Source organism: Ciceribacter azotifigens (assembly GCF_048159625.1).
GTDB classification, from domain to species: Bacteria; Pseudomonadota; Alphaproteobacteria; order Rhizobiales; family Rhizobiaceae; genus Allorhizobium; species Allorhizobium azotifigens.
Genome location: NZ_JBLQTA010000013.1, coordinates 1 through 12,862 on the forward strand (window position 1 = coordinate 1; position 12,862 = coordinate 12,862).

Annotated in this window: 13 protein-coding genes; 10 read left to right on the forward strand and 3 right to left on the reverse strand. The window is 60.2% G+C overall.

The window, feature by feature from the left end; all coding sequences use genetic code 11:
- Positions 1-307: 307 nt before the first annotated feature.
- The 4 genes from ACM6UT_RS16970 (at position 308) to ACM6UT_RS16985 (ending at position 2,798) form a co-directional block, all read left to right on the forward strand.
- Positions 308-814 carry a prolyl-tRNA synthetase associated domain-containing protein gene (locus ACM6UT_RS16970; RefSeq protein WP_416798530.1) on the forward strand — a complete coding sequence of 169 codons (507 nt, stop codon included), beginning with the start codon at positions 308-310 and terminating at the stop codon, positions 812-814.
- 59 nt (positions 815-873) lie between these two features.
- The gene (gene trxA / locus ACM6UT_RS16975; RefSeq protein ID WP_416798531.1) at positions 874-1,830 is read left to right on the forward strand and encodes a thioredoxin; all 957 of its coding nucleotides are present in this window, start codon (positions 874-876) and stop codon (positions 1,828-1,830) included.
- 91 nt (positions 1,831-1,921) lie between these two features.
- Complete coding sequence (locus ACM6UT_RS16980) at positions 1,922-2,599, forward strand: LON peptidase substrate-binding domain-containing protein (protein WP_416798532.1); 678 nt, start codon at positions 1,922-1,924, stop codon at positions 2,597-2,599.
- Between the two features lie 10 nt (positions 2,600-2,609).
- Positions 2,610-2,798 carry a Trm112 family protein gene (locus ACM6UT_RS16985; protein ID WP_416798533.1) on the forward strand — a complete coding sequence of 63 codons (189 nt, stop codon included), beginning with the start codon at positions 2,610-2,612 and terminating at the stop codon, positions 2,796-2,798.
- A gap of 12 nt (positions 2,799-2,810) precedes the next feature.
- Here ACM6UT_RS16985 and ACM6UT_RS16990 read toward each other — a convergent pair whose 3' ends face one another.
- Positions 2,811-4,028 carry a ubiquinone biosynthesis hydroxylase gene (locus ACM6UT_RS16990; RefSeq protein ID WP_416798534.1) on the reverse strand — a complete coding sequence of 406 codons (1,218 nt, stop codon included), beginning with the start codon at positions 4,026-4,028 and terminating at the stop codon, positions 2,811-2,813.
- Between the two features lie 85 nt (positions 4,029-4,113).
- Between ACM6UT_RS16990 and tesB the strand changes: the two genes are divergently transcribed.
- The 6 genes from tesB (at position 4,114) to ACM6UT_RS17020 (ending at position 11,599) form a co-directional block, all read left to right on the forward strand.
- Positions 4,114-5,016 carry an acyl-CoA thioesterase II gene (tesB, locus tag ACM6UT_RS16995; RefSeq protein WP_416798535.1) on the forward strand — a complete coding sequence of 301 codons (903 nt, stop codon included), beginning with the start codon at positions 4,114-4,116 and terminating at the stop codon, positions 5,014-5,016.
- Between the two features lie 196 nt (positions 5,017-5,212).
- Positions 5,213-5,563 carry a P-II family nitrogen regulator gene (locus tag ACM6UT_RS17000; protein ID WP_416798536.1) on the forward strand — a complete coding sequence of 117 codons (351 nt, stop codon included), beginning with the start codon at positions 5,213-5,215 and terminating at the stop codon, positions 5,561-5,563.
- Between the two features lie 27 nt (positions 5,564-5,590).
- Positions 5,591-6,955, forward strand: a complete 1,365-nt coding sequence (locus tag ACM6UT_RS17005; RefSeq protein WP_416798537.1) for an ammonium transporter — start codon at positions 5,591-5,593, stop codon at positions 6,953-6,955.
- A 254-nt stretch (positions 6,956-7,209) separates the two neighbouring features.
- Entirely contained in the window at positions 7,210-9,894 is a 2,685-nt protein-coding gene (locus ACM6UT_RS17010) for an FtsK/SpoIIIE family DNA translocase (RefSeq protein ID WP_416798538.1), read from the forward strand.
- A gap of 136 nt (positions 9,895-10,030) precedes the next feature.
- Positions 10,031-10,654, forward strand: coding sequence for an outer membrane lipoprotein carrier protein LolA (locus ACM6UT_RS17015; protein ID WP_416798539.1), 624 nt, complete (start codon positions 10,031-10,033; stop codon positions 10,652-10,654).
- A 141-nt stretch (positions 10,655-10,795) separates the two neighbouring features.
- Positions 10,796-11,599, forward strand: a complete 804-nt coding sequence (locus ACM6UT_RS17020) for an exodeoxyribonuclease III (protein ID WP_416798540.1) — start codon at positions 10,796-10,798, stop codon at positions 11,597-11,599.
- An 8-nt stretch (positions 11,600-11,607) separates the two neighbouring features.
- On the opposite strand, the gene ACM6UT_RS17025 is transcribed toward ACM6UT_RS17020, so the two are convergent.
- Positions 11,608-12,063 carry a cyclic nucleotide-binding domain-containing protein gene (locus ACM6UT_RS17025; protein ID WP_416798541.1) on the reverse strand — a complete coding sequence of 152 codons (456 nt, stop codon included), beginning with the start codon at positions 12,061-12,063 and terminating at the stop codon, positions 11,608-11,610.
- Between the two features lie 15 nt (positions 12,064-12,078).
- Positions 12,079-12,762, reverse strand: a complete 684-nt coding sequence (locus ACM6UT_RS17030; RefSeq protein WP_416798542.1) for a response regulator transcription factor — start codon at positions 12,760-12,762, stop codon at positions 12,079-12,081.
- Positions 12,763-12,862: the final 100 nt, after the last annotated feature.

A 12,862-nucleotide genomic window follows, 5' to 3' on the forward strand; every position in this document is an offset into this window, starting at 1 on the left:
CGACCCCAACCTTGGCAAGGTTGTGCTCTACCCCTGAGCTACACCCGCTCATATCCGCGATCCGGGGGTAGTCGGTGGATCGTGGGTCGTCCGCGTTGCGGCGACGGGCGCTATATGGCCCAACCGTTTTTCAAATGCAACAGGGAAATGACGAAATCGTCCAGAATTTTTTCAACTTGTTGGGAAACAAGGGAAAACGCCCGCCTGAGCAACGACATCTGTGATTGCCAACACAAGTCGCCGACCGTATCAATCAATCATTCTACCGGACAATCCCGCCCCTCGAACCCCTTCCCGAGAGACTGCCATGACGAATAGCCCAAAAACCTCCGACGACCTCTTCCGGTTGCTCGATGAGCTGAAGATCGCTCACAAGACCAAACATCATCCACCCGTCTTCACGGTTGCAGAGTCCGTCGCGCTTCGCGACGAGATCCCTGGCGGCCACACCAAGAACCTCTTCGTCAAGGACAAGAAGGACCGGTATTTTCTCCTGACCGTCGAGGAGAACGCTGTCGTGGACCTGAAAACGGTTCACACCGTCCTCGGTGCGTCCGGCCGCGTCTCCTTCGGCAGACCCGAGAAGCTCATGGAATACCTCGGCGTCATTCCGGGGGCGGTGACCGTCTTCGGAGCGATCAACGATACCGGTCACAACGTCACGTTCGTGCTCGATTCCGATCTCATGAAGGAAGACATCATCAACGGCCATCCTCTGTCGAACGACGCGACGACATCGGTGGCTCGAGACGACTTGCTGCGCTTTCTTGAAGCAACCGGGCATACACCGCTTGTCTTGAAAGTAACGGCCTGACATACGATCTTAGCGACACACCGAAGGTCCCGGGCGGCCATCAACGGCGGAGTATTTTGATGAGCGACAACAACAATCCCTATAGCGGTTTTGGTGGCCAGATGACGGGTCATGCTCATATGGGAGATACACCGCCGCGAAACCACATCAGGGACACGACGACCGCCGGCTTTGCGAAGGATGTTTTGGAAGAATCACGCAAGCAGCCGGTACTGGTCGATTTCTGGGCACCGTGGTGCGGACCGTGTCGCCAGCTCGCGCCGGTAATCGAAAAGGTGGTCGGAGAATCAAACGGCCGAGTCAAACTGGTAAAGCTCAACATTGACGATCATCCGGCCATTCCTGGGCAGCTCGGCATTCAGTCGATCCCGGCTGTCGTCGCCTTCGTCAATGGCCAGCCGGTAGACGGGTTCATGGGCGCCGTTCCCGAGAGTCAGGTCCGGCAATTCATCGAGAAGCTCGCAGGCCCCGCAGACAACGCCGGCGAAGCCGAATTGACCGCGGCGCTCGACGAGGCCGACGGTCTCGTCGCTGCAGGAAACTTCGAAGATGCCGCACAGCTTTTCGGAGCCGTAATGCAAGCCGATCCCGAAAACGTGCGTGCAATAGCCGGCATCGCGGAATGCATGCTTGGAACCGGTCAGCACGAACGCGCGTCGCAGCTCGTTGCCAATCTTCCCGAGACCCTCTCCAAGGCGCCGGAACTGCAGGCGGTCGCCAAGAGACTGGAGCAGATCAACGAGGCTCGCAAGCTCGGCGATCCGCAGGCTCTCGAGCATGAACTGGCTCTCGACCCGGACAATCACGAGGCGCGCATAAAGCTCGCCAAGATTCTCAACGTGCAGGGCCGGCGCGAGGAAGCGGCGGAACATCTGCTCATAATCATGCGCCGCGACCGCACTTTCGACGACGATGGTGCTCGTCGCCAGCTCCTACAGTTCTTCGACGTTTGGGGCCCGAAGGATCCGGTGACTGCCATGGCCCGCAGGAAGCTTTCGTCAATTCTGTTTTCCTGACGACGGATCTCGCGCCTCTTGAGTTCGCCTCGGCGCGAACCACATATTGAGAGGTATGGGTGGTCTCTCTGTCCGTACCGGGAGTGCGTAGATGAAAGTCGGCAACGCTAGATATCTGACTGAAAAAGACCTGCCGGAGATCCTGCCGGTCTTTCCCTTGAGCGGCGTTCTATTGCTGCCCGGCGGACAGTTGCCACTCAATATCTTCGAACCACGTTATCTGGAAATGTTTGATGCGACGCTCGCCGGCAATCGGTTGATCGGCATCGTTCAGCCGGCATTCCAGGGGACATCCGCAGGCGAACCTGCATCAGGACGGGCGCTCTGCCAAGTCGGTTGTATTGGTCGGATCACGTCCTTCGGCGAGACGGGTGATGGGCGCTACATCGCGTCTCTCGGTGGCGTCTGCCGTTTCCGACTGATGGAGGAAATCGCAGGCCATCGCCCCTACCGTAGTTTTAAAATTGCACCCTTTTTTGCCGACCTTTCCGACGCGGACGAAGAGGCAATGATCGATCGTAACGCACTCCTCGCCGCGTTCCGCGCCTACCTTGAAGCGAACAAGCTGGAAGCGGACTGGGAAAGCGTCGAGCGCGCAAGCAACACGACGCTCGTGACCTCCCTGTCCATGATGTCGCCCTTCGGTCCGGCGGAAAAGCAAGCCCTCCTCGAGGCCCCCGACATGCGCAGCCGTGCCGAAACGCTGATTGCGATCACCGAAATCGCTCTGGCACGCGAGTTCGGTGACCCCGACACGATTCTCCAGTAGGACGACCGGCATGGACAGCCGAACGAGCACGATCGATCCGAAGCTTCTGGAGCTTCTCGTCTGCCCATTAACCCAGGGCCGGCTTACCTATGACCGGCAGAAAAACGAGCTGGTTTCGGAAAAGGCAAAGCTTGCCTACCCCATACGGGACGGTGTCGCCATCATGCTCGTATCGGAAGCACGAAGGCTGGAGGACTGACGGCGCTGCCGATCACAACGGCTGGCCCGCGAGAAGTCGCGGCCGCTCAGCGCCTCCTCCGGTTCCTGCCGCCTCATGGATGAAGTAGGATTTCAGTCCCGGTAACCGGTCCACGAGACCAAGGCCGAAATCGCGCACGGCCCGGATCGGCGACAGGTCGTTCGAGAACAGACGGTTCAGGACGTCGGTCGTCACGCCCATCCGGAACGTGTCGAAGCGGCGCCACTCCTGGTACCGCTCCAGGACGTTGAGATCACCGATGTCCAGGCCGATACGGTCCGCATCGACCACCGTCTGAGCAAGTGCTGCCACGTCCTTGAAGCCGAGATTCAGACCCTGGCCGGAGATCGGATGGATGCCATGGGCGGCATCCCCGGCAAGAGCAAGTCGCGGGGCGACGAAGGCGCGCGCCAATGTCAGTCCGAGCGGGAAGGCACGCCGATCGCCGACCGCGCGTATCGGACCAAGCTTATGACCGAAGCGGCGCTCCAGTTCTTCCTCAAAGACGAGATCGTCAGCGGAAACCAGCCGGTTGGCCTCGTCAGTACGCTCGGTCCATACGAGGGACGAGCGGTTGCCCTTGAGCGGCAGGATGGCAAAGGGGCCAGCGGGAAGGAAATGCTCTTCCGCGCAGCCTTCATGTGGCCGCTCATGCTCGACGGTCGTGACAATGCCCGACTGACCGTAGTCCCAGGTAACCGTCTTTATCCCGGCCATGTCGCGGAGCTTGGAACGAACGCCGTCACAGGCGACGACGAGCCGGGCGGAAAGCACCGTTCCGTCGGAAAGCGTCAGAGACGCGGCGGCAGGACCATTTTCAAGTCCGGTCGCACGCAACCCGTGCCGAATGACGACGCCAGCCTTCGCGCAGGCGTCTCTCAGTGCTCCCACCATGGCCACATTGGGGATCATGTGTGCGAATGGCCGCCCCTCCTCGACTGCACCGTCGAAGGTAAGGAAGACCGGCCGGACCGGGTCGGAAGTCTTCGAATCGGTCACGATCATTTTGGTGATCGGCTGAGCCTCCGGCTCGATCCGCTCCCAGATTCCGAAGACTTCCAGCATGCGTATGGCGGCCGCGATGATCGCCGAGGCTCGGGGATCCTTCTTCCAGGCGTCCTGCGGGGCGGCCTCGACGACCTCCACGGACAGGTGGGGCGCGGCCTGTTTGACCGCCAGCGCCACCGAAAGTCCGACATATCCGCCGCCGACGACCAACATATCCAACATCGCGCACTCCATTAGCACTTGTGTCTGATAAGGCTCCTATATAGATCAGCCTTGAACTTCTTCCTACATGCGAGGTCTTCATAGCATGCTGCAGCAGAACGAAGAACCCAGCGCGATGGACGGTCTTATCAAAACCCTCGATATCGAGAAGCTGGAGGAAAACCTCTTTCGCGGAAGCAGCCCCCAGAACGGCTGGCAACGCGTTTTCGGGGGCCAAGTCATCGCGCAGGCGTTAATGGCGGCGCAGCGCTGCGTCGAGGCTGACCGTCTCGTCCATTCCCTCCACGCCTATTTCATGCGGCCCGGAGATCCGTCCGTGCCGATCATATACCAGGTCGAGCGCATCCGTGACGGCGCAAGCTTCACCACTCGCCGTGTTGTCGCGGTCCAGCACGGCAAGGCGATCTTCTCGATGTCGGCCTCCTTCCAGGTGGAAGAACCTGGCTTCGACCACCAGGTAGCGATGCCGCAAGTTCCGCCAGCGGAGCAACTGATCGGTGAAAAGGAGTTCAGGGAAATCTTCCTTGCCGATGCGCCAGAGAATGTGCGGCGATACTGGGGACGCAACCGTCCGATCGAGATCAGACCAGTTTCGCTCGTCCACTACGTCTCGAAGGAGAAGCTGGAGCCGACCGCTCACATCTGGGTCCGGGCCGTTGGTGAAGTTCCGGACGATCATCGCTATCGGGCCGCCATCCTTGCCTATCTTTCCGACATGACGCTGCTGGACACCTCCCTCTATGCGCACGGTACGTCGATTTTCGATCCCAGTCTTCAGGTTGCAAGCCTCGACCACGCGATGTGGTTTCATCGTCCCTGCGATCTCCGAGACTGGATGCTTTATACGCAGGACAGTCCGAGTGCATCGGGCGCCAGAGGCATGACGCGCGGGAGCCTCTATTCGCGGTCTGGTCACCTTATCGCTTCGGTGGCGCAGGAGGGGCTGATCCGCAATCGTGCAAATGATGAAAACGAAGGCAAAAAATAGAATCTGCCTAGAGTTTGATCAAATCAATGCCCAATCCGTGCCGCCTTATTGAAGGGCCGCGTTATAGATTTTATATTTCAATAGCTTAGATGGCAGCCAGAATCTGGCACGCCCTTTGAATGTCTCATGCCGGTCGCTGATCAATTCATGTCGCAGCGGCAAGGAGAGTCGGCTCCGAGCCGAGGACAAACAAAGGATGGGACGCCAGATGAAAATTGTAATGGCCATTATCAAGCCGTTCAAGCTGGACGAGGTGCGCGAAGCCCTCACAGCAGTCGGCATACAAGGCCTCACCGTAACCGAAGTAAAGGGTTACGGCCGCCAAAAGGGCCACACCGAAATTTACCGCGGCACCGAGTATGCCGTCAGCTTCCTGCCCAAGCTCAAGATCGAAATCGCCGTAGCCTCGGAGCTCGCCGACAAGGCGGTCGAGGCGATCGCGGCCGCTGCCAAGACAGGCCAGATCGGGGACGGCAAGATCTTCGTCTACTCAATCGATCAGGCCGTGCGTATTCGCACCGGCGAAACCAATTCCGAAGCCCTGTAAAGAATGGCCGCTAGGGGAGTCTTTCTGATGTCATTTTCCAAGTCTTCTTCCACCTGCGCCCGGGTAGGCGCCGTCTCGGCCGCCCTGTTGGCGCCGGTCGTGTCATTTGCGCAGGATGCCGCTCCCGCGGCCGCCGAGGCCGCTGCCGCTGCTCCGGTCCCGGACAAGGGCGACACGGCATTCATGTTCCTCGCCACGATCCTCGTTCTCTTTATGGTGATCCCCGGTCTCGGCCTGTTCTACGGCGGCCTCGTCCGAGCCAAGAACATGCTCTCCGTTCTAATGCAATGCACCGTCATCGCCGCTACGGTCATGATCGTCTGGGTGCTCTATGGCTATTCCTTTGCCTTCGGCGGCTCGACAAGCCCGTTCTTCGGCGGCTTTGCCAAGACCTTCCTTGCCGGCGTCACGAAGGATAGTACGGCAGCAACCTTCTCACAGGGCGTCGTCATTCCGGAATATATCTTCATGTTGTTCCAGATGACCTTTGCTGCTATCACGCCCGCCCTGATCATCGGCGCCTTTGCCGAACGCATCAAATTCTCGGCCTCGATTCTTTTCTGCCTGCTCTGGGTCACCTTCGTCTACTTCCCCATCGCTCATATGGTCTGGGATGCGAACGGCTATCTCTTCGGTCTCGGCGCGCTGGATTTCGCAGGCGGCACCGTCGTGCACATCAATGCCGGCGTCGCCGGGCTCATCGGTGCCCTGCTGGTCGGCAAGCGTGTCGGCTACGGCAAGGACATGATGGCCCCCCACTCCATGACCCTCACCTATGTCGGCGCCGCCATGCTGTGGGTCGGCTGGTTCGGCTTCAACGCTGGCTCCAACCTCGAAGCTTCGGGCGGCGCGATGCTCGCAACCGCCAACACCTTTGTCGCTACCGCAGCCGCCATCCTTTCCTGGAGCGCTGTCGAAGCCTTCACCCGAGGGAAGTCCTCGATGCTGGGCGCCGCTTCAGGCATGATCGCCGGGCTCGTCGCTATCACTCCGGCTGCCGGTCTCGTCGGCCCGATGGGCGCGATCATCATGGGTCTGCTGGTTTCGCCGCTCTGCTACTTCTTCGTCTCCGTCGTAAAGAACAAGTTCGGTTACGACGATACCGCCGACGTCTTCGGCGTCCACGGCGTGGGTGGCATGTTCGGAGCGCCTGCGACCGGGATCTTCACCAGCGCTTCGCTCGGCGGCGTAGGCTATGTCGGCGAGCAGACCATGGGTGGCCAGTTTCTGGTTCAGCTCCAGGCCGTCGTGGTCACGCTCGTCTGGACCGGTATCGGCTCCGCAATCCTCTACAAGATCGTCGACGTCATCATCGGGCTTCGCGTACCGGTCGAATCGGAGCGCGAAGGTCTCGACCTCGCCTCGCACGGCGAGGCAGCCTATCACAGCTGAGATCATAGCCGCGCCGGCGGGTCCGGCGCGGGTTCCGCTTATGACGCGGTCGTGATTACGACACTCCCGAGCCCAGGCTTTCCCGCCTGGGCTTTTCCTTATTGCGGACACGCTGCCAGCGGTCGCGGATGCTGCTGGATGGTTAATGAGCCATTAACCGTCCCTCCATTACTGTGCGGCGAAGGGCGAGAGCGCCGGAAAGCCACAGAACGCCGTCTTACGCGCGAACGAATCTCGAAACGGGCAGGCACGACATGAACAGAGGTACCTCGGTGATGATGGGAGAGCATGGCGACCGTCCCGCCTTGACGGCGTTCCTCCTCCGGCAACTTCTCACACTGGCCGGCTTCGCGCTTTTCGTGCTGCTGACGCTCGCGGTCGCGGCACTGGCAACATGGAGCGTCTCGGACCCCAGTTTCTCCTACGCGACGGCGAACGAACCGACGAACATACTCGGCCGCGGCGGTGCAGCCTTCGCGGACCTCATGCTGCAGTTTCTCGGCCTTGCAAGCGTCATCGCTCTGCTTCCCGTCCTCGCGTGGTCTCTGGCGCTTATCACCAGCCGTCCGATACACCGCTTTCCGGCGCGCCTCGGCGCCTGGGCAATCGGATCGCTTCTCTCCTCAGCCGTCATCGGCTGCTTTCCGCCGCCCTTGACCTGGCCAATTCCAAACGGAATTGGTGGCGTTCTCGGTGACGCCATTCTTCGCTTTCCGGGGCTGTTTATCGGCAGCTATCCGACAGGAACAGCCTCCATGATCGTCGGCGTCGTCTTGGCCGGCCCTGCGGTATGGTCGATGCTCTTCGCCGCCGGTCTCGTCGGCAAGGCGGACGAAGATGAACCGGGCATCGCGCCGGTCAAACCGATGAAGGCAACGCGGATCGAGCCTGCTTTCGAAGACGAGACGGACGAGGACGATGGCGGCTGGCTCGCGCTCGGAGCGATTGCCCACAGCTGGTATACGGCCCGCGCCCGGATCCGGCGCCTGCTGGGCCTTAAGCCGCCCGAACACAACCGGAACCGGTTCGACCAGCCCTACGACTTCAACGAGGACGAGTTCGGCCCGCTGAACGAACCGTCCCGGACCAAGGGCAGTGCCGCAATTCGGCGGGAGCCATCGATGGAGACGGTGCCGCAAGCCGGATCCGGACGGCAACGAACCATCCTCGCGCCGCCTCCAATGATGGGCGATCACGCGGATCAGGACTTCGATGATGACCCGCCATTCGATCTTGAGGACGCCCGTCCTGCAGGCATTCTGCCGGACAGCGACGATGACGACTGGAGCGATGTATCATCGAGCAACACCCGGCCCGCCTTGAGCGGTCGCGCTTCGCCGCGTGTTGCCGCGCCTCCCGCACGTCCGAAGCCCGGCGCACGGGTCGAGAGGGAGGCACAGACCTCTTTCATCCGTCCCGAAGGCTTTCAACTTCCTTCCGTGCATCTTCTCGCGGAACCGAAAAGCATTGGTCGCAACGCGACGCTCTCGGCGGACGCGCTGGAGCAGAACGCCCGCATGCTGGAAGGCGTTCTGGAAGATTTCGGCATCAGGGGTGAAATCATCCACGTTCGGCCGGGACCTGTCGTCACCCTTTACGAGCTTGAGCCTGCCCCAGGCATCAAGTCGTCACGCGTGATTGGCCTCGCCGATGATATCGCCCGTTCTATGAGCGCCATTGCGGCCCGTGTTGCCGTCGTTCCGGGGCGCAACGCAATCGGTATCGAACTGCCCAACCAGACGCGCGAAACTGTCTATCTGCGCGAACTCATCGCCAGTCACGATTTCGACGCCAGCAAGGCGAAGCTGGCAATGTCCCTCGGCAAGACCATCGGCGGCGAACCGGTGATCGCGGACCTTGCCAAGATGCCGCATCTTCTGGTGGCGGGCACGACCGGCTCCGGTAAGTCGGTGGCCATCAATACGATGATCCTGTCGTTGCTCTACCGGCTGCCGCCGGAGAAGTGCCGCCTGATCATGATCGACCCGAAAATGCTCGAACTCTCCGTCTATGACGGCATTCCGCATCTGCTGTCACCGGTCGTCACCGATCCCAAGAAGGCGGTCGTGGCTCTGAAATGGACCGTCCGGGAGATGGAAGAGCGATACAAGAAGATGTCGAAGATCGGTGTCCGCAATATCGACGGCTTCAACAGCCGCGTCGAACAGGCGCTCGCCAAGGGCGAAATTCTGACGCGAACCGTCCAGACCGGCTTCGACCGGCAGACGGGCGAGGCGATCTACGAGACGGAAGAGTTCGACCTCCAGCCGATCCCCTATATCGTCGTCATCATTGACGAGATGGCCGACCTGATGATGGTCGCCGGCAAGGACATCGAAGGGGCAGTACAGCGGCTCGCCCAGATGGCGCGTGCCGCCGGAATTCACGTCATCATGGCGACACAGCGGCCGTCCGTCGACGTTATCACCGGTACAATCAAGGCGAACTTCCCGACCCGTATCTCCTTCCAGGTGACCTCGAAGATCGACAGCCGCACAATTCTCGGTGAGCAGGGCGCCGAGCAGCTGCTTGGCATGGGCGACATGCTCTACATGGCCGGCGGCGGCCGGATTCAACGCGTACACGGCCCCTTCGTGTCTGACAACGAAGTCGAAGAGATCGTGGCCTACCTTAAGACACAGGGCGCACCGCAGTACCTCGACGCGATAACGGCTGACGAAGAGGACGAGGACGATGCCGGACCTGCTGGCACCGCAAACCTGGCCGACTCCGACGATCCCTATGACCAAGCTGTGGCGATCGTGCTTCGCGACGGCAAGGCTTCGACCTCCTATATCCAGAGACGACTTGGGATCGGCTACAATCGTGCGGCATCGCTGATCGAGCGGATGGAGCAGGAGGGCATCATCGGACCCGCCAACCACGCAGGAAAGCGCGAGATTCTCGTACCGACCGAAGCCGACATCATTGAGCGCTAACGGCAGCCTAACCGAGCGGAGCAGCCATCCGCCGATGGCTGAATTGGCCATGATCGCGCCGCGTTTTTCGGCCATGCAGAGATAAATCGAGGAGTACTCAATGATTCACGTGAAAACAGGGCCGAGGACCATTCTCATGGAAAGCCCAACGCGCCGAACCGTCCTTGCCGCAACGGCAGCGTTGCTCGCGGCCGCCCTGCCTCTGCCCACCTTTGCCGCCACCGGCGCCTCCGATGCCGCACAGAAGATCGCGGACCATTTTTCGTCGGTCAAAACAATGATGGGCGAATTCGTTCAGTTTGGCCCGCGCGGAGAACAGACAGGCGGCAAGTTCTTCATTGAGCGCCCGGGAAAGCTGCGCTTCAACTACGAGAAGCCTTCGCCGATGCGGGTGATTGCGGATGGCAAGAACGTCGTCATCGGCAATACCAAGCTAAAGACCTGGGACCTATATCCCCTTTCGAAGACGCCTCTCAGTCTGCTCCTCTCCGACAGGATCGATCTCGGGCATCAGATGGTCCGGGACGTCAAGGAGGAGTCGGATTTGACCACGATCGTTCTCGGCGACAGGACGGTCTTCGGCGATTCGACGATCACCCTCATGTTCGATCCCAAGACCTTCGACCTGCGCCAGTGGACGATCACGGACGCTCAAGCGAAGGATACCACCGTCATGATTTTCAACGTGAAGATGGGAACGGCGTTCGACCCCAGCGTCTTCGAGATTCCCTACAACGACGTTCACAGCCAGAAACGCTGACACCTCCGGATTGTCTGTGGAGAAGAGCGGTGGCGCCCGCTGGCGCCTCGGGCTTTCGGCTATTCACGACAGATGGAACGTCCTAGTTTGTCATCCAGGTCCGCTGGGCGGTCTGCTGCCCCCGAGAAGGAGAAAATCGCCGTGGGTCTTTCGATCACCACGTGGAACATCAACTCGGTGCGGCTGCGGTTGCCGATCGTCGCGCAATTCCTTGAGCAATTCAGGCCCGACATCCTGTGCCTCCAGGAGATCAAATGCCAAAATGAAGAGTTCCCGGCAGACGCTCTTCGGGAGCTCGGATACGACAACATCATTCTTCACGGGCAGAAAGGTTACCACGGAGTGGCTATCGTTTCACGATTGCCGCTCAGTGAGGATCATCGCCAAGACTACTGCGGCATGGGAGACGCACGACATATATCTGCGATCTTCCAGTGGGCGGGCAAGCGTATTCGCCTCCACAATTTCTACGTCCCCGCGGGCGGCGACGAGCCGGACCCGACGATCAATCCCAAATTTGCGCACAAGCTTAGTTTCGTAGACGAGATGAAGGCCTTGCGGGCAGACGCGGAGCCAGGCGTGTCGTCAATCCTGGTCGGAGATCTCAACATCGCGCCATTTGAGAACGACGTCTGGTCCCACAAACAGATGCTGAAGATCGTCAGCCATACGCCGGTCGAGACCGAAGGTCTTCTGGAGGTCGTCAGCCGCGGAGGGTGGCTCGACCTGATGCGCCAGGCCGTGGACCCGTCCCAAAAACTCTACACGTGGTGGAGTTATCGCGCGAAAGACTGGGCGGCAGCCGACCGCGGGCGCCGCCTGGATCATATCTGGTCATCCCCTGACCTCGGACCGCACCTCGACAGCATTGAGGTGCTGAAGGAGGCACGCGGCTGGGACAGGCCGTCCGATCATGTTCCCGTGACGGCACGTTTTTCGGCCTGAAGACCTACTTATTCGAAGCGTGGCGCCAATGCCGCGCTTCCTTCGACCAGCGACCGCAGCGACAACCGGATGCGCTCCTGCACGACTGCGGCCATGGCCGGATACTCCTCCAGCAGGCGATGGAACATGGCGCGGGTGATACGGATCACCTCGCATTCCTCCAGCGCAATCGCCGTGTACTTCCGCTCGACCATGGTCACGAGCGCCAGTTCGGAGAGCATCGTTCCCCGCTCGGCGACCGCTTCAACCTTCGGCTTTCCTCCTCGCCCGAAGGTCGACAATTCCAGCCGCCCTCTCGACACGACATAAGCGCATTCGGCCGGAGACCTCTCGCGGAACAAGGCCTGCCCCGCTGCGACAGTGCGATGTTCGGCACCGAAGGCAATCAGGCGCAACTGGTCCTTGTCGAGCCCATGAAACAAGGGCACACATGAAAGCAGTTCGATGTCGTCGCTCAGCGCCATTGCGGTCTTTCCGAATCAGGGGACGATCTTGTAGCCGCCGTTCTCCGTCACCAGAATCTCGGCATTCGAGGGATCTTGCTCGATCTTTTGGCGCAGTCGGTAGACGTGGGTTTCGAGAGTATGGGTGGTTACGCCAGAATTATAACCCCAGACTTCCTCCAGAAGCACGTCACGAGTGACCACCTTCTGGTCGGCCCGGTAAAGATAACGGATGATCGCCGCCTCCTTCTCGGTCAAGCGGATTTTCTTGCCGTCTTCCGTGGTCAACAGCTTCTGGCTCGGCTTGAAAAGATAGGGACCGACGGTAAAGGTCGCATCTTCGCTATGCTCATGCTGGCGAAGTTGGGCGCGGATACGCGCAAGCAGCACGGCAAAACGGAACGGTTTCGTCACGTAATCATTCGCGCCCGACTCCAGCCCAAGGATCGTATCGGAGTCCGTGTCGTGTCCCGTGAGCATGATGACCGGCGCCTTGAACCCGTTCTTGCGCAGCAATTTTACCGCCTCTCGGCCGTCCATGTCGGGAAGACCGACATCCATGATGAGAAGATCGACCTGTGCGTTGCGAGCCGTCTGGATACCCTTTGCCGCAGTTTCTTCCTGAAGAAGAGAGAATTCCTCGTAGAGCGACAATTGTTCGATGAGCGTTTGCCGCAGGTCCTCGTCATCGTCTACAAGAAGAATCGTCCGCGCCGTCATGATTTCGCCTCTTGTGTTGCGCCCGCTTTCCGGGCCGGATGGAAAAATCCGGGTTCGGCAGCACCAAACGCTTTGTTATCGTTTCCGCTGCTATGAATAC